Below are 23344 nucleotides of genomic sequence, written 5' to 3' on the forward strand. Positions count from 1 at the left end.
GGGGGTACATAAAAATGACGAAACCTATAAAAGATGAGCGGTGCAGGCTGCTTGTACAATGTCCGGATGGTCCTGGCATCGTATCGGCTATTTCAACTTTTTTGCTCGAACACAATGCAAATATTATTGAGTCGAGTCAATATACGAGTGATCCGGATTACGGAACGTTTTTTATGCGAATCGAATTTCACTGTAAAGGCCTTTTGGAAAAACGGACAAAATTGGAGGCGGACTTTGCCGAATTGGCGGCTAAATTTTCAATGGATTATCGTTTTTCTTATCACCATGACATCAAACGCACAGCCATCTTCGTATCAAAAGATCCGCACTGTTTGATGGAGCTGCTCTGGGAGTGGCAGAGCGGGGACTTGGAAACCGAAATCGTCTGTGTCATCAGTAATCATGACGACGCCCGTGAACTCGTTGAATCTCAGGGGATTCCATTTCATCACACCCCGGCCAATAAGGACATCAGGGAGCAGGCGGAAGCTGAACAAATTCGGCTTATGGAAGAATATAATGTCGATTTGCTTGTGCTGGCGCGCTATATGCAGATTCTCACACCGGCATTTGTGGAACGGTTTGAAGATCGTATTATCAATATTCATCATTCCTTTTTGCCGGCATTTGTCGGGGCCAAACCTTATGAACGGGCGTATGACCGCGGTGTGAAACTAATCGGTGCAACTTCGCACTATGTTACTAACGAGCTGGATGAAGGTCCGATTATCGAGCAGGATATCGAGCGCGTCGATCATCGGGATCATGTCGATGATTTGAAGAAAATTGGCCGAAAAGTGGAGAGACGCGTCCTTGCCAATGCAGTCAAATGGCATCTCGAAGATCGTGTGATTGTCAAAGACAACAAGACCATTGTTTTTCGGTGACATGGTGGTGGGACAAGGTGCCTGACACCTTGTCCCATCGCCTATGCTTTTTGTCGGTAGTTGAGGTTATGGTCTTTTAGTGTTTCGTCTTTGCCGAATAAAAAGTGTTTTTCCATGTCGGGCGAGTATTTTGAATTGATGGTTTCCACGCCCGCTGCTTCAGCGACAGCGCGCAGCATGGCAGGCGATGCCCCGCAGCACAGCCCGATGTAATTAACACCGATATCCTTTGCTTCTTTGGCCCATTCAGCTAATTCATAGCGGTTATGGTAGAGCGGATCGAGCGCCGTTGGGAAAGTTGTTTCCAACGGGAGATGGCAGCTGCATCCGCCATCAGGCAAATTGAAAAATGTTGGATGGTCTTCCGTTGTCCGATACGGAATCGGCAAACCGCCGACATAGCCGTCCACATTGTCACGGATTTTGGCAAGGTACGGCTGCATTGTGTCAGGTCCGCGGAAGCAATTCATGCCAACCACCAAGGCACCTTGTTCAGAGAGTTGTTTACACGACTCTTCAACGGTGCAGCCATCCCGCATAATGTTCTCACCCATCAGTCCTAGCGTAATGACAGCCGGCAAGTCTTGTTTACGGATTTCCTCGAGTGCGATTTGTGCTTCTTCATGATAATAAAATGTCTCACCATTGACGTAATCAACGCCTTCTTCCTTGCACCATTTCACCATTTCGGCAAACATCGTCCGCACTTGTTCTTTTGACTCGGGATCTTCAGGATCAAATAGATTGGTATTGGAAATGTTTCCGGCGACCAATGCTTCTTCTGTTGGGTGTTCCTGTGCGACTTCTTTTGCCAGCCGGATGGCGTTGCGGTTTAAAGGTTCGAGCAATTCTTCTTTGCCGATAATGCGCATTTTTTCCCGGTGGGCATTATAGGTGAAAGCCAGGACAACATCTGATCCTGCATTCATATAATCTCTGTATGCTTGTTTAAGCGCCTCAGGGTTTTCCAGTGCCACTTCCGGGACGAATGACCCGGCTTGTAAATAGCCTCTTCGTTCGAGTTCAAACAAATAACCTTCTCCTGCAATAACAGGACCTTCCTGTAATCGTTCTTCCAAACTGCGCTTCATAATGTTTCCTCCTTAAATGGTGTGATAAGCGCTTAATCATAAACATTAAAACCCTCTTCTTAAAATAAGAAGAGGGTTGATGTTATGAACGCTCTTCTTATCTTCAGCCTGACGCTTCTGGAATTAGCACAGAACTTATATCTGGTGCTGAGGCTTCAAAGGGCCAGTCCCTCCACCTCTCTGGATAAGAAAATGCTTATTAAATTTAGATTATTATACACATTACAGCTATTTTATGGCGATGTCAAGATGAATTTTAAAAAAATAACGTGAATTCATTTGAGAGACGTTGTCATTCCGCGACCATGAATATAATTAACAAAATCTTTAGACAGAATTTATACCATATTAATAAACATTCGATAACATGGCATCAAATGGATTTAAAGGAGGACGGATTGGCAACGGTTGTCTGTAATATGAAATGGCTGGGATGCACGTAGAATCGTAGTGTCGCTAATCAAGGGTGATTACGAAAAGGAGAGGAGAATCGTATCATGATCAATCAATTCTCGGAATTTGGCGGCGAGTCGCTTGCGTCAATCGTTGAAAAGAGCCTTATGCCATCTGAACAATTAGCTGGTGTGTATACGCCGTCATTTAAAAATAATCCGTTTCAATTAGGTGTTGCTTCGGGGGACCCGCTTCCCAACAGCGTTGTGCTTTGGACCAGGTTGGCTCCTTCACCGCTGGCGGAAAATGGTTTGGGTGGCATGCCTGATTTAAATGTTGTCGTGGAATGGGAAATTGCCAAGGATCCGAATTTTCACTATGTCGTACAGCGTGGCAGTGCTGGAGCGCTACCTGAATTAAATCACGCGGTGCATGTTGAAGTGGATGGCCTTGAGCCTGATTGTTTTTATTACTATCGTTTTCAGACAGGGTCTGCCGTCAGCCCGATTGGCCGAACCAAAACACTCCCTGCTGCAAACAGTTCCGTTTCAGATCTTTCATTTGCGATGGCGTCCTGTCAGGCCTGGTATGATGGATATTACACGGCATATCAGCATATGGCCGCCGATAATCTGGATTTCGTTATGTTTTTTGGCAACTATATTTATGAATACCCGATTGATACGAATCATCTGGTCCGACAACAATTCCTTTCAGAAGCCCATCGTGCAAAAGTGATCCAGTTGAACCAATACCGTCTCAGATACGCGTTATTTAAAACGGATCCTGATCTTCAAGCCGCACATGCTGCTTTTCCATGGATTTTCATCTGGGATGATGAAGAACTTGACAATCAGGCTGCGGACGCCAATGTGCTGAATCACGTGTTTCCTGATGAAATTCTTCAACAGCGGACAGATGCCTATCAAGCTTATTATGAGAATCTCCCGCTTCGGTCAACATTCATCCCGGAAACGGCTGACACACGGATTTACCGAAAATTCAACTACGGGAATTTAGCTGAATTTAACATATTGGATACCCGTCAATACAGGAATGATGGCACTGTTCCGTCAACGTCTGTGTTTGGAGGGGAAGCTGAGAAGCGACGGAATCCTGAACTTACAATGCTGGGAAATCATCAGGAAAAGTGGCTGATGGATAACCTCACCCGGTCACAGGCGGTCTGGAATGTGCTGGCTCAGACGGTTATGATGACAGAAATTAACTGGGATACAGGTTTGGACGGAATCTATAGCATCGATCACTGGGATGGCTACGTGGCTAATCGGAATCGGATTTTTGATAAATTTAAAGATGAAGCCGTCAACCTCCCGATAGTCCTGACCGGGGACATCCACCGCCATGTTGCTGCGGAGTTGAAGGAGGATTTCCAGGATCCGGATTCAGCCACCGTCGGGACGGAATTTGTCACGACCTCCATTTCATCAGGCGGAGATGGAGCGGATAAAAACTTCGCTGCAGTATGGCAAGAAAATAAGCATGTCCCGTTCTATAACGCCCAGCGCGGTTATATTCGCTGTCAAGTTACCCACGAACGGTGGCAAACCGATCACCTTGTCGTTCCATATGTGTCCGTACCGGGTGCCCCGATCAGAACATGTGCCAGCTTTACGGTTGAAAATGGCAAGCCGGGATTGCAGTTCAGGGACACGGGGACGGGATCGTTGTCCCCGAAGCGATTGTAACATGCAGATTGATGTCTGCGAACAAATGCGCAGCAGGTAGCCAGTGCCCGGTTTTGACAAAATAATCATTCACTCTGTAGGTGGTTATACAAGCCGTTAAATTAAAGAATGGGGCCTGAGACAAATGAAAGTAAATAAAAGACGAACGATGTTAGGCCTAATCGTTCGTCTTTTATATTGAAATTTAAGTTATGGCCGGCCACGTTTTTCGTATAACGGCAAATGGCAGCCGGATCAGCTGCCGAATGAAATATTCATGGTCGTTTCGGCAGGTTTTGTTTGAACGATAATTTCGCCGTTTCGAATCGAGTAAAGCACAGGTGCCTGTGTGCGAATTGCTTCATACTCTGAATCCGAATCAATCACGATCAGATTCGCACTATTGCCTTCCGTTACACCATAATCGTCTGTGATCGCCAGGGTTTTAGCACCGTTTATGGTGACCAGGTCAAGTGCCGTCACAATGTGATCATAATCCGTCATGTGACAGGCATGCAGCCCTGTGTCAACCACATCCATCAAATCACCATTGCCGAGCGGATACCATGGATCCATAATTGAATCAAGTCCGAAGCAAACATTGATGCCTTCATGGAGCAGTTCTTTTACACGTGTTAACCCTCGGCGGACCGGGTAACTGTCAAACCGTCCCTGTAAATGCAGGTTAGCTTTCGGTAATGCAATAAAGTGAATCTTTGCCTTTTTTAAAGTTTGGAAAAGCTTGTACGTATACGCATTATTATAAGAACCCATTGCTGCTGTGTGACTTGCCGTAACACGATTTTGCATGCCCATTTTAATCGTCACAGCAGCAAGCGTTTCGAGATATCTTGCCTGCTCATCATCAATTTCGTCACAGTGAATATCAACCAATTTGTTATATTTTTCCGCAAGATCAAGTGATGTTTTGATCGAGCGTATCCCGTCTTCCCGGGTCAGTTCATAGTGGGGGATACCACCTACAACATCGGCTCCCATCGCGATCGCTTTTTCAAGCAATTCCTCTCCCTCGGGCTTGGTATACATGCCTTCTTGCGGGAGGGCGACAAGCTGGATATCCATCCACTGCTTCATTTCTTCTTTTACTTCGAGCAATGCCTCCAATCCTCTTAATGTCGGATCACTGACATCGACATGCGTGCGCACGTGCTGGACACCGTGTTTCAATTGCATCTTGACCGCCTGTAACGCCCGCTGTTTAATGTCGTCTTTCGATTCGTCTACTATCTCGCGCCGTTCAGCCCAAATTTCAATCCCTTCAAAGACTGAACCTGATTTATTCCATCGCGGTGTCCCCGCGGTCAGTGCATAGTCCAAATGGATATGCGGTTCAGCATAAGGGGGCAACACGATTTTTCCTTCGAGGTCAATGGTCTCCTCGGTTGCTTCGTTGGTACCCGAAGCCGGGTTGATCGACTGAATTTGGCCCGACTGAATCACGATATCTTTGAGCCCTTCTTCTTTATACAATTTTGCATTTTTTAATAACACTTATCCATCTCTCCTTATGATATTAGCATGTTTATTTTATCAAATTAGGTGTGTTAGTGGTAATTTGGGGGGTTGAGGGTTAACAGATATGATTCTATAGGTGATATAAATAGTAAACAAGAAAGTTATGTTATGTAGATTCAAAAAGTTATATAAAAACTGGATGATAAGGCACGAAACCTCATCATCCAGCTTATTGTTTTAATGGACTTCTATACCGCCGTCAATATTTATTGCTTGGCCTGTCATATAATCGGAATCGCTGGAAGCAAGATAGGAAACAAGATTTGCAACATCTTCCGGCGTCTGGGAACGCTGTAGTGGAATGCTGTTAACTTGTTGCTCCCAAGCTTGTCCCGGTTCTAAACCTTTATAGTCGACCATTCCGGCGTCAATACGATCCCACATGCTCGTGCCAACGATACCGGGGCAATAAGCATTGACAGTAATATCAAATTGGGCGAGTTCTTTTGCGGAAACTTGTGTCAGTCCATTGACAGCGAATTTAGTAGCAGAATAAGCACCAAGCAATTCGAACGCTGTTTTGCCTGCAATGCTGCACGCGTTTATGATTTTTCCAATGCCATCCTGTTTTTTCATTTGTTTCGCTGCTGCCTGCGTTCCATAAACGGTCCCGTTCACGTTGACATTAAAGATTTTATTTAAATTATCGGGAGTTATGTCTTCAATGGCTTCCACTTGATCGATACCAGCATTGTTCACAAAAACATCGACAGATCCAAATTGTTCGGCCGCTTTGGAAACGAGTGCAAATTGGTCGTCCTGGTTTGAAACATTGCCTTCTACAGCAATGGTTTCAAAACCGTTACGTTTAAACTCCTCAGCGGTTTCATTAGCCAAATCAATGTTCATGTCACTTATTACAATGTTGAACCCGTCATTGCCAAGGCGTTGTGCAATTCCTTTCCCGATGCCTTGGGCGCCACCGGTTATAACAGCTGTTTTACTCATCTATTCATCACCTCATTAATAATCTCTTCATATATATTTTCCTTAGTGATGTTTAAGTAAACATGGTCCTGCGAATAGGCCACAGTTGTAACGGCGCCTTTATGCACAAAACCATCGAAGACAGCGCAAAGTCAATCGAAGACGAACAAAGAACGAGCGAGGACAACATCAACTCGAGCGAGAAAAGCCCCAGAACGAGCGAGACACCCACCAATCCGGGTAAGAATAGCCTCAGCTCCATCGACCAAAAATTTCCGCGTTTAAAGAGCGTCCAAAAACTTGATAATCGCTTCTTGCATGTTAAGATAAATACATTAAGTTTGTATAAGCAGTTTAGCCGTTGCTTCATCTCGCAAGTTAAAGGCGCACCAATCTTACATGCTCGGTTCTTATTTTCCTGATACAGTAGAGATAAACGGTCATGAATTTTAAAAAAACTGCATCCTTTAAACAGGTGCAGTTTATTATTGTATAAATACTTAAAAGGCGATGATAGTTTGCCTGGCAACTAAGAAGGGGGAGGTTTAAATGAACGACATACGAAAGATTTTACCTGTTTTGCTGTTGGCGTTGATTATGCTGGCAGCTTGCAGTGGAGAGGAACAAGAAGAATCAGCTGCAGGAAACAACGCCAACACCAATGAAGAAAAAGTGGTCCAACTGAGCGCGCCCGGCGAGATTCCGGGTTTAGATCCTGTCATGGCAGATAATAATTTCAGCTTCAATGTTATTAATCAAGTGTTCGAGGGACTGTATCGTCTTGATGAAGATGGAAAACCACAACTCGCTATGGCAGCCAGCGAACCTGAAGTGACTGACGATAATCGCGTCTATACATTTGAAATAAGAGAAGACGCCACGTGGTCTGATGGTTCCCCGGTTACAGCAGATGATTTCGAATACGCCTGGAAAAAGGCGGTGAACCCGGAGACAGGAGCCGCGTACGGACCGCAGTTTGAGGAAATCGTGGCGGGTGCTACGGAAATTTTAATAGGTGAAAAGCCGGTCGATGAACTAGGCGTAGAAGCGCTGAATGAAAAAACATTGCAAGTGACGCTGGAAGAACCGGTGCCATATTTCAAAGATTTATTAACGACAGCAACCTTTTTCCCTCAACCTGAAGCGTTCATAGAGGAGCAGGGGGAGAAATACGCAACCACCAGCGAGCACACCTTGTACAATGGGCCGTTTGTTTTGGAAGATTGGAACGGCACCGGCAATACATGGACCTATGCCAAAAACGATACATATTGGGACAAAGAAGCCGTTAATGTTGATAAAATTGAAGTCAATGTTGTAAAAGATACGCAGACCGCGGTGGACCTTTACGAAAACGATCAGCTGGCCCGAGTGGATTTGACAGGCGAATTTGTTGACCAATATGGCTCGGATGATGCGTACCATACCTTTTTGACCGGCGGTGTCCGCTTTTTGAAAATGAATCAGGGAAAAGATGGTGAAACAACCGACCTTGCAAATTTGAATATCCGCAAAGCGTTGAATATGGCGCTGGACAGGGATGTTATCGCTAACGACATTCTTAATAATGGGTCTGAGGTACTCTATGGCACGGTGCCGCGCGGTGTTGCGGAAAATCCGGAAACCGGCGAGGACTTTCGCGAGGAAAATGGACCACTGATGCACTATGATGTCGAACAGGCGAAGGAACACTGGCAAAAAGGGTTAGAAGAGTTGGGCAAGGATGAGCTGGAATTTGCCCTGACAACGTCTGATTCAAGTTCGTCCGTCACGGTTGCTGAAAACCTAAAGCATCAGTGGGAGTCTGCGCTTGAGGGACTGACGGTCACTGTTAAAAATGTGCCGCCTGAACAAAGTGTTGATGCGAACGTCAATCAAAACTACGAACTGATTTTAACGGGCTGGAGCGGTGACTACCAGGACCCGATGACGTATTTGAATCTGTTTATTACGGACAGTCCTGGCAATCATACGGGTTATTCGGATGAAGCATATGATGAGCTGGTGCTTAAGTCGAAATCTTCGTTGGCGGATAAGCCGATGGAACGGTGGAATGCCCTATTGGAAGCGGAAAGAAAGCTGATTGAAGAAAGTGCCGTTCTTGTTCCGCTCTATCAGTCCGGCACGGCTTATTTGCAGAAAGATAATGTCACGAATTTTCACACGTATAAAGTCAGCGCCGATAACTATAAATGGATTGATATAGCTGAATAACCTAAAAATGTTACAGAGATTTTCTCTGTAACATTTTTAATAGATGTTCTTACTCTTCCAAAATAGATTCCTGCACTGGCAGGTCTTCCCAGAACGAGATATCTTCCTTCAAAATAGAACGGTCTGCGATTGAGCGGGCCGTTTCTTCCATTGCCACGACTGTTTGCTTCGTCAGGTAGCCGTTACTTTTTTGCCCAAGTACTTCAAAGTCGTTGGCGTTGTCAGCGGTGCCGCGCATTTCAAACAAAAATGTGGAAATATCATATGCATTGGCAATTCCGTATACCCCGATGCCCGGGCTGTAGGCAGATCCCTTTCCAGCGTATTTTGCCAGGTGCCCCCAGCCCTTTGGTTCGATCGCATTATAGATAACCGAACCAAGCTGTTTTGACTGATAAAGCACATCTTCATCGGTATAGTCAGGATGCGGGTAGAAAATCGCTCCGGATACATATTTTCCATCTTTTACCCATTGAGCGCCCTGATGATGCAGGTCCATCATATAGTCAATATCATATTGCTGAAGCACATTCTCATGCAGCGCTTGTGTTTCCGGCTGTGTACGATCTGCATGATCCCGGTTAAGGTCGACATCGTTGGCGTTATGACGTGTCAAGTGGCGCGGTCCTTTTGCGGCGTAATCCTCAAGTTCATGGTCGACATCCGCCATTGCCCCATCGGCATTGTACATTGGAATCATCAAAATGTTGACACCATCGAGCACACCTTTCATTTTGCCGGTGCCGAGCGATTTTATGAAGTCGAGCATCCCCTCGGTCGTCAACGCTTCATCTCCATGTTGCTGGGCGAGATATAAAATCGTCGGGTTATTAGGGTTGCTCATATACTTAACGAGCGGAATCTCCCGCTTTTTAACGGTTTCCCCGATAATTTCCATGTCCATGTGCGCTTGTTTTTGGTTTTGCTTTTCCAAATAAGTCATCATTTCCTCGTACGAATGCAAAATCTGTGTGTTGATTGTTTCATGCCCCTGATATTCAGGTCCATTTCCAGCCGCGTTTGCAATCGGTGCCGTACTCGTATAACTTCCCAGAACGACTGCTCCACTGATCAACGCTGTTAACAGCTGTTTCTTCATGGAATCCTCCTTTGTTATTTCGCTCAATAGATATTTTTCGACATTTTTCAATAAAGTCCTTCATGTATTGGTGGAAATGGGAGAAAAGTCTGGTATGCACCGTGCCGCAGCATCCTTAGTAATAGCCGAAGTCCTGAAAAAGCTTGTATTTCGCTTATTTTCACTAAAATAGTCCAATAAACCACTTTAATTCAAAATATCGAAAGGATTCTTACAGATTCACATCATAACTTCGGAATACATTTTTGGTGTTAAGCTGTATCTTTGATATTGTAAAGAATGGCTTTATTTTTCCGGAAAAAAAGTGCTAGGATACTTAATAAATACATAGCAGCAGGAAAATTAGCCTATTTCTTAGCACGATGAAATTTTTAAGGGGGTTTTTTCAATTTTTACAGATCGCAAATTTAAGTTGGGGCTGACATTCTTAGCCTTAATGCTTATGTTGATTTTAGCTGCATGCGGCGGTGGAGACAGCAACGAAGAAGAAAGCACTGATTCATCAGGTGAAGAAGGATCTGAGGAAAGCAACAGTGAAGGTCCTGAAATCGGCCAGGAAGAATTAACGCAGCCATACGTGGCATGGGCGCGGGAAACGATCAGTACCCATATGCTGGCTGCATTGCTTGAAAAAGTCGGCTATACGGTTGACTTAAAACAGGTCGAAGCAGGCGCGATGTGGTCAAGTGTTGCGGATGGATCCGCTGATTTCCATACATCGGCATGGCTTCCGGCAACGCACGCACCGTATTGGGAGCAATACAGCGAAGACATTGTGAAAGTCAAACAGGTTCTTGACTCAGCACCGCTGGCTCTTGCTGTTCCAAGTTATATGGATGTTACCTCGGTTGAGGACTTAAAAGGCAATGAAGAACTCGGTGAATCAGTTAACTGGACCATTACCGGAATCGATCCGGGTGCCGGTATTATGCAAAATACCGAAGAAGCTATGGAAGAATATGGTCTTGAAAATTGGGAACTGACGTCAAGTTCGGAAGCAGCGATGCTGACTGAATTGCAGGCAGCAGTAGAGAATGAGGAACCAATTATTGTACCACTATGGAAGCCGCATTGGATTTTTGGAACGATGGAATTGACAATGCTTGAAGATCCAGAAGAAATTTACGGTGGGGAAGGCGACCAAATTTTCACCGTTGCCCGCGATGGTTTGGAAGAAGATGCACCACGCGCGTATAAAGTGATGGAGCAATATAATGAAGATTACGATATGCTCAACGAAATGATGCCGAAAGTTCACGCGGAAGACCAGGACCCGGCAGAGGTTGTGCAGGAATTTATCGACAATAACCCTGACCTGGTAGACGAATGGCTTGAAGGTGTGCCAACAGAATAATTTTAAAAAACCAGCGATGATGCGTCATCGCTGGTTTTTATACGGTTTTAGGAGGGACGCACGGACGGGATCTCTGTCCTGATTTTAAGAAAATTTCCGCATAGGCATTGACTAACGCATCAGAACAATGTAAATTAAATCTAATATAAATGAACTTCTTATCCAGAGAGGTGGAGGGTAATGGCCCTGTGAAGCCTCGGCAGCGGGCTCGTTCTGAGTACTGTGCCAATTCCAGCAGACTAACGTCTGAAAGATAAGGAGAGGTGTCATGTTATTTCAGCCCTCTTCTTATTCAGGAAGGGGGCTTTTTGATTGATTAAATAGGGAACTTCTCACCTTAAACTAAGTAAAGTTATCGATTTAATTAAGAAAGGGGAAAATAATCATGACATCGTATGGGTTATGGATAATCGTTTTGGCGGTTGGCTATACGGCAGCATTGATCATTGCGGGCCAAGTGGCGAAACGGCGATTGACGAGCAAGAACAGTTATTTTGTGGGCAACCGCAAGTTTAATAAATGGATCGTAGCGTTTTGCATCACGGGATTATTTTCCGGATCATCGTACATATCGATTCTTGAGCTTTCCTATTTAAGTGGTGTGTCCGCTGTCTGGTATGGCGTCGCAGAAATCGTACAAATCTTTATTATTGCGTTTTTGATCATACGTCCTTTCCGGAACAAGATGATGGTGACCGTTTCCGGTTTGATTGGTGATCAGTATGGACGGGCGGCAAAAGGCGTGGCCGGAGCGATTACGGCGTTTGCTTTTCCGATGTGGTCGGTGGCAACTGCGATTGCGTTTGCTTCTGCCATTCACGTATTTACCGGCATTTCACTATCGCTTTCAGTGGCATTTACCGCTATTCTGCTTTTCATCTATCTGCAGTCGGGCGGTATGTGGTCGCTCGCCTTTACGCAAACGATGAATATCGTTTTGTTCAGTATCATGATCATTATTGGTGCGATTGCCTTTTTCATCGAGCCGGGGATTGATGGCTTACGGACGCTTGCACTTGAGCAGCCGGCCATGTTTGATTTCGGAAATGCCGGGCTCCAGGTGATTATTGTCTGGTTCGCCACCTTCCTTGTTAATGTTATTCTCGCCCAGGCTGCTTTTCAGATGGCACTGTCCGCCAAATCAGCTGAAGAAGGGCAAAAAGGACTCATTATGGCGGGCTTCATGGCCGTTCCATTCATCCTTGGCGGCGTCTTGTTTGGAATGGCGGCGGTGAGCGTTGTCCCTGATGCACAGACCGGGTTAATCGGTGTTCCGCTTTATATGATGGAAGCGTTGCCCGCGCCGCTGGTCGGTCTATTTTTCCTTGGTGTCTGGGCGTGTGCACTCGGTTGGGGCGGCCCTTGCCAATTTTCCGGTGCGACCAGTCTGGGGCGTGATGTCGGCAGTGCCATCAGACCTGCTGCATCTGAAAATCAGTTGATTCACTATACGAAATTGTCTTTACTGGTCTTGACAGTGCTTATGATTGTGTTTGGCCTGATGCGCACGGAACAGTCCGCATGGTGGAATGTGATGGCATGGACGATACGTAACAGTGCTACATTTGCCCCTGTCGTTGCTGCATTGTTTTGGCCGGTGGTGACTAAGCGTGCTGTTGTTGCCGCGTTATTTTTCGGCTTTGCGAGCGGTCTTTCATGGTATTATTTGGGCGATTGGGATCCGAATGCGTTTTTCTTGAATATACACCCGGTATGGATCGGAAGCAGCGTTAATATCTTTTCCATTGTGGTGGTGACACTGTTGGACAGGCAATCAGAATGGTTTGTGCGGCGAACGGATCGCCTGGCGTATCTCGGTTTGATTGCAGGCATTGTGCTTGTTGGCATCAATACTGTTTATTTCGCACCAATCTACGGGAACGGTTTATTCGGTTTAGTTATGTTTGCCTCCGTGCTGAGCTTTTTCATCACCGTCATTCGATTTGTTCGGCCGAAAGATGAGCGTAAGCAGCAGCTGCGGGAGGTTTCAAATTTCTAAGTTCAAAAAGGCACTAAGAAGGGGGCTGCATATGGACGAGCCCCTCTTTTATTCCAAAAAAATTTAATAAATATTTTTTCACCGCCCTCCGTTATCGTTCTAAGTAATGGGGCTTATTTTGAAAAAATCACTATTGACAAATTACAGAATTTTCGGTTCACTAGATATAATCAAACAAGCGTGATGACACGCATTTTGATGGGGCAAAAACTATTTTACGAAGGAGGGCAGATTGAGTTTTATGATTTGAATTTAAAAACAAGAGGGGGAGACTGCTTATGGCGCAGATTGAAGAATTTTTAGGCCAAGTCAGCGGGATTGTCTGGGGCGTGCCTTTACTTGTTCTTTTGGTAGGTACAGGCGTTTATTTGACAATCAGGCTGGGTGTGCTCCAGGTGCGCTCATTGCCTTACGCATTAAAACTAGCTTTTTCGAGAAATCAGGATAAGAAATCGGAGGGCGATATTTCCCATTTCCAGGCGCTGATGACGGCATCGGCAGCGACGGTCGGGACCGGTAATATTGTCGGTGTCGCAACGGCTGTTGTGCTCGGTGGACCTGGTGCTATTTTATGGATGTGGGTAGCAGGGTTTTTCGGTATGGCAACCAAATATGGCGAGGCCATTTTAGCTGTAAAATACCGTGTAAAAGACCCTGAAGGAAATATGGCCGGGGGCCCGATGTATTATTTGGAGCATGGTCTGAAACAGAAATGGCTCGGGGTTTTGTTTGCGATATTCGGGGCGCTTGCCGCATTTGGTATAGGCAACGGCACGCAGGCTAAGGCTGTTGCGGACTTAATGAATGATACATTTTCAGTGCCGTTTTGGGTAACGGGCGTTGCGCTGGTAATTTTCGCAGGGTTGGTTATTCTTGGCGGAATCAAATGGATCGGCCGGGTGACGGCATTCTTTGTGCCGATTATGGCTGCATTTTATATTCTTGGCGGTTTAATTGTTATGATTCTAAATTTTAATCTTATTCCGGAAGCACTTGGAACGATCTTTACGTATGCGTTTTCCGGCGAAGCTGCTGCAGGCGGTGCCATTGGTGCTGCGATCCGTTTCGGGATTGCGCGGGGATTGTTCTCCAACGAGGCTGGTTTGGGTTCTGCCCCGATTGCTGCGGCTGCGGCCAAGACCGATTTGCCGGGCAGACAGGCGCTCGTTTCCATGACACAAGTTCTTATCGATACGTTTATTGTTTGTTCCATCACCGGTATTACCATTGTTATGTCCGGTGATTGGCAGAACGGTTCCATCGAAGCAGGGGTGCTGACAGCTACCGCGTTTGGTACATTGCTGGGTGGCGTTGGGCCGTACTTAGTCACATTTGGATTATTATTTTTCGCGACATCGACTATTTTGGGGTGGAGTTACTACGGCGAAAAATGTTTCCAATATTTATTTAAAAGCACTGCTGCTGTTAAAGGTTACCGCATTGTTTTCGTGCTGTTCATTTTCGTCGGCGCGACCGTGTCACTTGATGTTATCTGGGCTCTGTCGGACGTCTTAAACGGTCTTATGGCAGCACCGAACCTTATCGGCCTGCTCGGACTTTCAGGAGTCATTATTTATGAAACCAAACGTTTCCAGGAAAAAGCAAAAGAAGAAAATCAAAAAGCTTCCTGAGTATTTAATGTCAGACCAGCACTCCCCGGTTAATGCAGGGGGGTGCTTTTTGGTTTGAAATCACGGTGGTCGTACTAGGAAGTAAGCGTCTGAGCAGGCAATTCGATAAACAAAAAACTTGGCTTTCTGCAGATTTCGTGAAGGCCAAGTTTTTTAAGTGACTATCATTTTTTTGCCCAGGAAAAGCTGCCGCCGAATACGTCACGGACGTCATGAATGACAACAAACGCCCGGTCATCGACGTCATTAATAATACGCTTGAGTTTCATCAGCTGGTATTTATTAATGATGATGTAGGCCATATCGGCATTATCTTTCGTAAAACCGCCATAGCCCTCAAAAACCGTTGCGCTCGTTTTCATTTGCTGAACAACTTCATCGGTGATTTCCGGCGCATAGGCGGAAATAATGCTAACGGCTTTGCGTGTATCAAGCCCTTCCAGGATAATGTCGGTCGCTTTCTTGCCAACAAATAATGAAACGATGGTATACATCGTATTGAGCGGACCGATGATAAAAAGCCCGGATGAGACAATCATTGCGTCGAGTGCAAAGTTTGTTCGCGTCAAATCCCAGCCAAAGTTGTGATTGAACATGCGTGCGATGACGCTCGTTCCACCCATGGAACTGCCGGTTCGCAGGATAAGCCCGGCCCCGATACCAATGAAAAAGCCCGCAAAAATAGCCGAAACAAGCGGGTCCCCCAAAGACTCAACCTTTTGTTCCGTTATATAGATAAAAAATGAAAGAAGCGGTGCCGTCATTACCGTCAGAAATATAGTACGCCTTGGCAGTACCCGGTAGCCGATCAGCAAAATGATGGATGCTAAAATAAAATTCACGATCCCCGGCGACCAGCCGAATGCGTAGTACAAAATAAGCGATAACCCGGGCAGCCCGCCGTCTGCCAGATTGTTCGGGATCGCCAGAAAAGTCAGCGCCAATGCATAAAGTAATGAACCGGCGATGATCATGATTACATCACTTGTCAACTTGTTCATATCCTACATCTCCTTGTACAACTATAAAAAGCTTTCGTCTGCTCTATATTGGGCACAGTTTAGCATGTTTATTTATAGTCAGCAATTGTTTACCAAAGGATTGCTTTTGACAGGTCAAAGGTTCGATCAAAGGCGCCTGCAGCAGGTCGCGTGAAGATGATTGTGAAAGCTGCCGAGGGGTGATGCTAACTCGTGCGGGGCGGGCTTTGGAACGAGTGTCAACCGCCCCAACTCGTGCGAGAGCAGCCTCAACTCGTGCGGGAAAAGCTTTTGAGGATAAAGCTGCGCTGTAAATGAGAAGAAAATCGCTGTAGATTGACCATTCATCGCTGTAGTTTACAGCGCATCGCTCTAAATCACTATTAAAAGGACCGCGGAACTACAACACCGCGGTCCTTGTTTCAATATATTCCTTATTTCACTTCCAGCAGCTTGCCGCCTGCTTCTACGTGCTTCTCGGTTACAGGTGTGATGGCTTCATAGTTGTTTGAGTTGGTAATCACAACGGGCGACGCGATGTCGTACCCTTTATCTTTAATGGCGTCGATGTCGAACGTGCATAACAGCTGACCTGCTTTCACTTCATCATCCTGTGCCACATGCAGATCAAATACCTTTTCTTTAATATCGACTGTATCGAGGCCAATATGCAACAGGATCTCTGCACCATTGCCGGTTGTTATGCCAACAGCGTGGCCGGTTGGGTAAACCGTCGACACGGTCCCCGCAGCAGGTGCATACAATTTGCCTTCAGTTGGATAAATGGCGATGCCTCTTCCGACGAGTTCATTTGCAAAAACTTCATCGGTCAGTTCGTTCAATGGATGCAATTCACCTGTTAAAGGACTTTTAATAATTGTATCGTCATTATCTTCTTTAGCTGCAGCCGCTTCCCGCTTCGGCTGCGCAGTGTCATTCTGAGCCGGGGTTTCCCCGTAAAGTTTGTAGACCATTTCTTCTTTAAAGCCAAACAGATACGTCAGTGTGAACCCGCCGATATAGGAAATGACCAGTCCGATAACATACAGTAAATAGTTGTTGTCTGCGATGAGCGGGATCATGACGAGGCCTGATGGACCCACAGTAATGGCTCCTACGTTGAACAGGGACAGGAATGCACCACCGAAACCGGCACCAAGACTCGCTGTAATAAACGGACGGCCGAGTGGTAGGGTAACACCATAGATCAATGGTTCACCAATCCCGAGAAAACCTACTGGCGTGACACTTGCAACGGTATTTTTCAATCGTTTGCTTTTTGTTTTAAGATAAATTGCGATCATCGCACCGACTTGCCCGCCGCCTGCCATGGCAAGAATTGGAAGTAATGTCGTTGAGCCAAACTGTTCAATCAATTCCAAATGGACCGGAATCAGCCCCTGGTGCATACCAACGGTTACCAATGGAAGGAAGGTTGCTGACAGAATAAACCCGCCAAAGATGCCGCCTGCTTCGAGCATGACGTCAACAAGGAACCATGTAATGCCGTCCATCAGTATGCCGGCAATCGGCTGGATGACGACGATTGTTGCAAGAGACCCGACCATAACCGTGATAAGTGGTGTTAAAATAAGATCCAGACTATCATGCACACGATTACGGACAAATTTCTCTATCTTTGTAAACAGATAAGCAGCTATAATAGCACCTAACAGACCACCGAGACCTGAGCTGATACTCAAATCCAGTCCGAATAAACTTAATGTGCTGATATCATCTAAAACCGGCGCATAAATCAATAACCCTGCAATACCACCAAGCACCATTGTTCCGCCGAATTCTCTTGCGGTGTTGATACCGACAAAAACACCGAGTGATCCAAAGAGAAGCCCGCCGATTGATTGCAGCAGCATGTACCAGTCTGATTCGAGTACGGCCTCCTCGATCATGCCGGCATTAGCCATGTTCGAAATCAGGTTGGCAATACCGAGCATTAACCCTGATGCAACGAGCCCCGGCACAATTGGCACGAAAATGTTGCCAATGTGTCTGAACAGCTGCTGAAAACGTGAGGTTTGTTTTGCTTTATAGGACGCCTTTGTATCTTCGGCGAGATCGAATTCGCTGTCGTCATCCTCACCTTCAACATCAACGTTGATGCGCGTCGTTTCATGAATTTCATTGGCAACTTTTGTTACTTTTCCGGGTCCCAATACAATTTGGATTGTCCCCTGGTCGATGACGCTCAAGACCTCATCATAGCCTTTGATCGCTTCAAGATTTACGTTGTTCCGCGATTTAAGATTAATCCGCAGCCGGGTAATACAATTTGTGAGGCTGGCAATGTTTCCCTCGCCGCCAAGGTTTTTGACAATTATTTGTGCCAGTTCTTTATTGTTCATGGTGGTCACCTTCCTTATCTGCCAGTTTGATAGCTTCACGCACGAATCCATTCGCCCTTTCAAGGTGGGCTTTCGCTTCATCATAACTGCATTGTAATGTAATCATAATAATGGCTATTTTTGGGTTTTGCTTCGATTGATCCAAAAAGGCTGCGGCGGTCTCGACATCGGTTTGGGCAGCACGCGAAACAATGTTTTTCGCCCGATTCCGAAGCTTTTCGTTGGTTGGCTGCACATCGACCATCAGATTTTTATACGCTTTCCCTATTCCGATCATGGAACTTGTTGAAATCATATTTAATGCCAGTTTTTGCGCTGTGCCTGCTTTTAATCGGGTTGAACCTGTTAAAATTTCCGGGCCGACTTCAATTTCGATCGGAATATCGGCATAGTCGCTGATTTTGGCGTTTTTATTACAGCTGATCGCCGCCGTATGCGCGCCGGTTTGTTTGCTGTATTGCAACCCGCCGATGCAATAAGGCGTGCGTCCACTCGCGGCAAGGGCAATAACGGTATCGTTTTCATTCAAATGCACTTTTTTCAAATCTGCTTTCGCTTGCTCAGGGTCGTCTTCTGCCCCTTCAACGGCTTATGTTATAGCTTCGTTGCCTCCGGCGATAAGACTCAGGACTTTCTCCGGGTCGGTACCAAATGTCGGCGGACACTCGGCCGCATCCAAAATGCCGAGTCTTCCACTTGTGCCGGCACCGATATAAATGAGCCGGCCGCCTTTTTCAAATGAATTGATAGCCGATTGAGCGGCTTTTTCGATTTGATTAATTTCGTCATTCACCGCTTCGGGAACTGTTTTATCTTCTTCGTTCATTACGTGCAAAATTTCCCGTGTGCTCATGTTGTCCAAGTCCATTGTTTTATGATTCTGTGCTTCGGTTGTTGTCTTTGTTTCGGCCACGTTGGGTTTCCTCCTTCTGACTTTTCTGGATGATGTCGTACGTTTCGTTCAGATGAGCAAGGGACTTATCATAGTCCTCATAAGCACATGCCGTATAGAGCATATCGATTACATTTAACGATGCCATGCGCGATGACATGGCAGCACTCCGGAACTCATCTTCCTGAGCGGCTACATACAACAAAGCATCCGCCATATCACTTAAACGTGAATTGGCATATTTCGTTACGGCAATCACTTTGGCGCCTTTGGATTGAGCGATTTGCACACAGTCCAAAACTTCCTGTGTTTCGCCGGAGTACGAGATGGCGATTGCCACATCCTGCTCGTCCAAGTTGACTGCAGAGACCTTTTGCATATGAAAATCACTGTATGCTGTACACGCTTTATTAATCCGCATAAATTTCTGAACCGCATCAAACGCGATTAACAGACTGGCGCCGATGCCGTAGAAGTCAATTTTTCGTGCGTTAATCAAATAGTGATAAGCAGCTTTAAATTGGTCTTTTTGCAGCAATTGCAGTGAACTGTACAACGACTGGATGTTTGTATTAGTGATGACCGACATTATTTTATCGAGTGGGTCTTCAGGTGATAAGGTTTCCTGTTCCAAGTCATGCAAATCAATCACCGCAAGATCTCCGGATAATTTAAGTTTAAAATCTTTAAAACCTTTGTAGCCAAGCGTCTGACAGTAGCGCATAACAGCGGAAGGGCTGGCATAGCTGGCATGGGCAAGCTCATTGACTGTCATTGTCACAACTTTTTCCGGATTTTTTAAAATATATTCAGCCACTGCCCCTTCAGAGGGCTTCACATAATTAAGCGATTCTCTTACTTTATATAAAATACCTTCCAGCAGAACCACCTCCATCGTGTTAACGTTAGCGCTTTCACATTTATGTTATAACTAGCGGAATAAAAAATCAATTATATAATAAATTTTGGTATATAATTTCAGTTTTTGAAACGCCGCATGTGGAAAAGGGAAAATCCCCCAACATAAATCGACCCCTTCATAATTTTAATTTTAAAAATTGTTGAATAATTGCTGAGAAAATGTTTTAATAAGACTAGCAACTAAAAATTAATTGGGGAGGCGTTCATTTTTTAAAATGATGAAAGCGCTGTCAATAAGGTATTGCTAGGTGTGGTCCGGACTAAAAGGTACGTACCTTTATAAAGTTGTCATGATAAATTTTTGAGGGAGGTTCATAGTAAATGAAAAAGTGGCTGGTCTTTATCATGGTGTTGCTTGGAATGGTTGTGATTGCTGCGTGTGCCGATGACTCGAGTCAGGAGGAGGAAGGCGGAAGTGATGCCGGCGCGGATGCCGATGCAGCTTCTGAGGGCGGGGATGCAACGACGCTTAGTTTTATTCACTGGCGCGGAGAGGACAAGGAAGTATTTGAAGATATTATTGCACAATTTGAAGAGGCGAATCCGGACATCACTGTTGAAATGAATATCTATCCTTCAGAACAGTACCAGTCAAACGCGCCACAGCTATTGCGGGACGGGTCGATTGGTGATGTGTTTACGTCGTTCCCGGGTTCACAGTTCGAAACGTTACAAGATGCCGGTTTCTTTGCTGATTTAAGTGATGAGGGTTTCGTGAGTAAATTTTCGGAAGGATCCTTAGGGGTTGGTCAGGCTGATGGCAAACAGTTGGCGATTCCGTACCAAATGGTTTTTAACATGCCGATATACAATAAGGGGATGTTTGAAGAGCTTGGTCTTGAACCTCCAACCAACTGGTCTGAATATCAGGAGGTAGCTGATACATTAATTGAAAATGACATCGTTCCAATTGCTTTTCCGGGTGCTGACATCGGACCAAACCAGATGATGAACAGTATGATGATGAATAATGCAAAAGATGAAGATGTCTTTCAAAAACTGGAGGCAGGCGAGGAGTCGCTGACGAATGAATGGTGGACGTCAACACTGGAAGACTTCAAATTTTTTAACGACAATGGTTATTTCCAAAATGATGCGTTAGGAACAAACCAGGATTCGGCGATGCAAATGGTGGCGAATGAAGAAGCTGCTATGCTGGCGACGGGTTCTTACCATATGGCGACATTAAAAGAATTAAACCCCGATCTTGAAATGGACTTTTTGCCGCCAATGACAGTGGAAGAAGGTGAAGTGGAATACGAAGGTATTCACACCGCGACGTTTATGCTCGCTATTCATGAAAACTCTGAGAAAAAAGAAGAAGCACGGAAGTTTATCGACTTTTTGAGTGATACGGAAATAGCTTCTCAGTATGCAAATGGCACAGGGCAGCACCTAACGGTTAAGGATGTGCAATATGATTCAGAAGAACTGCAAAATACCTCTTATTGGATCACCGATAAAAAGACACGCTTCCAGCCGCGATATTTAATTACGAATGCGTCTGTTGAAGATGCGGTGCTAGGTTCGATTGAAAACGTATTGGGCGGTGCTTCTGCAGAAGACGCAGCTGAAGAGGCGCAGAAGATTGTTGACGAGAATATCGAGTAACGCAAACGTAGGGCTCACAGAAATCGTAAGCACGAAGGACTGATTCTATGAAAATACCAAAATCGATCTATCTGTTCTTTATACCGGGGTTAGCTCTGTATGCGCTATTTTTTCTATTCCCGACGGTCAGTGCTTTATATTATTCGTTTACGGACTGGGATGGCATAAGTGCTGATTATAGTTTTATCGGTCTGGAAAACTATGAAAAAGCCGCTATGGGGGACAGCATTTTCTTGAAGTCGGTCGGCAACAATCTGGAATTCATGTTTTTTGTCGCGATATTCCAGACGTTGGTTGCTCTGGTGTTTGCGATATTTCTGGTTAAAAATACTAAATTTAACTATTTCCTGCGAGCCTTGTTTTTCTTCCCGACGATCTTATCATCGGTATCGGTCGCGTTTATATGGGCATTCGTCTATGATCCGAACCTCGGGATATTGAATCACTTGCTGACGATTACCGGGCGTGGGTTTTTGACACAAAATTGGCTCGGTAACGGGGATATTGCCATTTATTCTTTGGCATTCACCCAGGTATGGTTCCATGCGGGACAGATGCTCATTATATTTGTGGCCGGATTGCATGCCATTCCCATGGATTTATATGAAGCGGCAAAGATGGAAGGAGCTACCAGGTGGCAGATATTCAGAAAAATCACCTGGCCCTTGCTCGCACCGTCAGCAACCATCGTTATCGCTTATACGACCATCCAGTCGTTCCAGGCTTTTGATTTAGTCTTTGCCTTGACGGGCGGGGGACCTAATTACGCGACGGAGATTATTTCGACCTACATTTATAATGTCGCTTTCAGAAACTTTGATTTTGGTTATGCTTCAGCCATCTCTGTTATCTTTATGGCCATCATTGCATTGATAACGTATATTCAGTTTAAAGTGTTGCGCTCGGGTCGTGTATCTTATTAGTGAGAGGGGCAATCAGGTTGTTTTTCAGACGGTTTGCGGTACTTATCTATGCGATTTTAATATTAGTCCCGGTAATTATGGTCGTATTGACGTCATTGAAAACGTTGGAGCAGACCTTTGATAACCCATTGGGGATCCCTGTTGATGGACTGATTCTTGATAATTTCAGGAATATATTCCAGGAACAGACGATGGCCGGCTATTTTGTGAACAGCTCGGTTGTGACGCTTTTTTCGGTTTCGTTTACATTATTTTTTGCATCGATGATCGCTTATGGGATAACGCGGCTGAATAATTGGAAAGGAAATGGTCTGTTTGTATTGTTTACAGTCGGGATGATGGTGCCGCCTCAAGTGAATATGGTGCCGTTATATTCACTTGTATCAAGTCTCGATCTAACCAACAGCCTGCTCGGGCTTATTTTAGTCAACATATCGTCAACATTGCCGGTGGGTGTTTTTATCTTAACAGGTTTTATGAAGACTTTGCCGAAAGAGTTATTCGAAGCATCGACAATAGATGGGGCGGGCAACTGGCAAATATTTTCAAAGGTTGTCATTCCGTTATCATTGCCATCACTTTCCGCGACCGCCATATTTTTATTTGTCATGCACTGGAACGACTTGCTGTATCCATTATTATTCATTACCGATAATGCTTATAAAACACTTCCGCTCGCGCTGCTTGATTTTCAGGGTCAGTATTTGACCAACTATCCAATGCTGTTCACCGGTGTTCTGATCGCTTCGGTTCCAATGGTCATTATGTATATCTTTTTGCAGCGCTATTTTGTAGCCGGCATGACGTCCGGCAGTGTAAAAGGCTGATGCATCTA

General features: G+C 45.3%; 16 protein-coding genes, 1 pseudogene and 2 riboswitches. Of the genes and pseudogenes, 9 read left to right on the forward strand and 8 right to left on the reverse strand.

Annotation, left to right across the window (positions count from 1 at the left end):
- The first annotated feature begins 14 nt into the window (after positions 1-14).
- Complete coding sequence (gene purU, locus BMZ22_RS15125; RefSeq protein ID WP_090087107.1) at positions 15-887, forward strand: formyltetrahydrofolate deformylase; 873 nt, start codon at positions 15-17, stop codon at positions 885-887.
- 41 nt (positions 888-928) lie between these two features.
- Here the strand turns inward: purU and BMZ22_RS15130 are convergent, their stop codons facing one another.
- Positions 929-1978: a homocysteine S-methyltransferase family protein gene (locus BMZ22_RS15130; RefSeq protein ID WP_177183466.1), complete on the reverse strand. Its 1050-nt coding sequence runs from the start codon at positions 1976-1978 to the stop codon at positions 929-931.
- A 94-nt stretch (positions 1979-2072) separates the two neighbouring features.
- Positions 2073-2169, reverse strand: a riboswitch (SAM riboswitch).
- A 306-nt stretch (positions 2170-2475) separates the two neighbouring features.
- On the opposite strand from BMZ22_RS15130, the gene BMZ22_RS15135 reads away from it, so the two are divergent.
- The gene (locus tag BMZ22_RS15135; RefSeq protein WP_090087110.1) at positions 2476-4080 is read left to right on the forward strand and encodes an alkaline phosphatase D family protein; all 1605 of its coding nucleotides are present in this window, start codon (positions 2476-2478) and stop codon (positions 4078-4080) included.
- A 234-nt stretch (positions 4081-4314) separates the two neighbouring features.
- Here the strand turns inward: BMZ22_RS15135 and codA are convergent, their stop codons facing one another.
- Together codA and BMZ22_RS15145 are read right to left on the reverse strand one after the other, a co-directional pair.
- Complete coding sequence (gene codA, locus BMZ22_RS15140; protein ID WP_090087112.1) at positions 4315-5571, reverse strand: cytosine deaminase; 1257 nt, start codon at positions 5569-5571, stop codon at positions 4315-4317.
- A gap of 201 nt (positions 5572-5772) precedes the next feature.
- On the reverse strand, positions 5773-6543 hold the full coding sequence (locus BMZ22_RS15145) for an acetoin reductase (protein WP_090087114.1): 771 nt from the start codon (positions 6541-6543) through the stop codon (positions 5773-5775).
- A gap of 528 nt (positions 6544-7071) precedes the next feature.
- Between BMZ22_RS15145 and BMZ22_RS15150 the strand changes: the two genes are divergently transcribed.
- Positions 7072-8736 (forward strand): peptide ABC transporter substrate-binding protein, encoded by a 1665-nt coding sequence (locus BMZ22_RS15150; RefSeq protein WP_090087116.1) that lies wholly within the window; start codon positions 7072-7074, stop codon positions 8734-8736.
- A 49-nt stretch (positions 8737-8785) separates the two neighbouring features.
- Here BMZ22_RS15150 and BMZ22_RS15155 read toward each other — a convergent pair whose 3' ends face one another.
- A complete protein-coding gene (locus BMZ22_RS15155; RefSeq protein WP_090087118.1) occupies positions 8786-9835 on the reverse strand; it encodes a M14 family zinc carboxypeptidase in 1050 nt (349 codons plus the stop codon).
- Between the two features lie 442 nt (positions 9836-10277).
- Here BMZ22_RS15155 and BMZ22_RS15160 point away from each other — a divergent pair, with 442 nt between their 5' ends.
- The 3 genes from BMZ22_RS15160 (at position 10278) to BMZ22_RS15170 (ending at position 14819) form a co-directional block, all read left to right on the forward strand.
- Entirely contained in the window at positions 10278-11189 is a 912-nt protein-coding gene (locus BMZ22_RS15160; RefSeq protein WP_245745485.1) for a glycine betaine ABC transporter substrate-binding protein, read from the forward strand.
- Between the two features lie 155 nt (positions 11190-11344).
- Positions 11345-11449: riboswitch (SAM riboswitch) on the forward strand.
- Between the two features lie 125 nt (positions 11450-11574).
- Positions 11575-13188: a sodium:solute symporter family protein gene (locus tag BMZ22_RS15165; RefSeq protein WP_090087120.1), complete on the forward strand. Its 1614-nt coding sequence runs from the start codon at positions 11575-11577 to the stop codon at positions 13186-13188.
- A gap of 278 nt (positions 13189-13466) precedes the next feature.
- Positions 13467-14819 (forward strand): alanine/glycine:cation symporter family protein, encoded by a 1353-nt coding sequence (locus BMZ22_RS15170; protein ID WP_090087122.1) that lies wholly within the window; start codon positions 13467-13469, stop codon positions 14817-14819.
- A gap of 164 nt (positions 14820-14983) precedes the next feature.
- Here BMZ22_RS15170 and BMZ22_RS15175 read toward each other — a convergent pair whose 3' ends face one another.
- From BMZ22_RS15175 to BMZ22_RS15190, 4 genes and pseudogenes are all read right to left on the reverse strand, one after another.
- The gene (locus BMZ22_RS15175; RefSeq protein ID WP_090087124.1) at positions 14984-15820 is read right to left on the reverse strand and encodes a YitT family protein; all 837 of its coding nucleotides are present in this window, start codon (positions 15818-15820) and stop codon (positions 14984-14986) included.
- A gap of 413 nt (positions 15821-16233) precedes the next feature.
- Positions 16234-18162, reverse strand: coding sequence for a glucose PTS transporter subunit IIA (locus BMZ22_RS15180; RefSeq protein ID WP_090087125.1), 1929 nt, complete (start codon positions 18160-18162; stop codon positions 16234-16236).
- A pseudogene (gene murQ / locus BMZ22_RS15185) lies at positions 18152-19030 on the reverse strand (N-acetylmuramic acid 6-phosphate etherase). The gene BMZ22_RS15180 and the pseudogene murQ overlap by 11 nt, the downstream one beginning before the upstream one ends.
- Positions 19031-19034: 4 nt before the next feature.
- Positions 19035-19949, reverse strand: a complete 915-nt coding sequence (locus tag BMZ22_RS15190; RefSeq protein WP_245745487.1) for a MurR/RpiR family transcriptional regulator — start codon at positions 19947-19949, stop codon at positions 19035-19037.
- 347 nt (positions 19950-20296) lie between these two features.
- On the opposite strand from BMZ22_RS15190, the gene BMZ22_RS15195 reads away from it, so the two are divergent.
- From BMZ22_RS15195 to BMZ22_RS15205, 3 genes are read left to right on the forward strand one after another with little or no spacing between them, the layout of a single operon-like run.
- Positions 20297-21586 (forward strand): ABC transporter substrate-binding protein, encoded by a 1290-nt coding sequence (locus BMZ22_RS15195; protein WP_090087127.1) that lies wholly within the window; start codon positions 20297-20299, stop codon positions 21584-21586.
- A 47-nt stretch (positions 21587-21633) separates the two neighbouring features.
- Positions 21634-22509, forward strand: coding sequence for a carbohydrate ABC transporter permease (locus tag BMZ22_RS15200; protein ID WP_090087129.1), 876 nt, complete (start codon positions 21634-21636; stop codon positions 22507-22509).
- A 17-nt stretch (positions 22510-22526) separates the two neighbouring features.
- On the forward strand, positions 22527-23336 hold the full coding sequence (locus tag BMZ22_RS15205; protein WP_245745489.1) for a carbohydrate ABC transporter permease: 810 nt from the start codon (positions 22527-22529) through the stop codon (positions 23334-23336).
- The last annotated feature ends 8 nt before the right edge of the window (positions 23337-23344 follow it).

The sequence above is a fragment of the Lentibacillus persicus genome, from assembly GCF_900112705.1.
Classification (GTDB): Bacteria; Bacillota; Bacilli; order Bacillales; family Amphibacillaceae; genus Lentibacillus; species Lentibacillus persicus.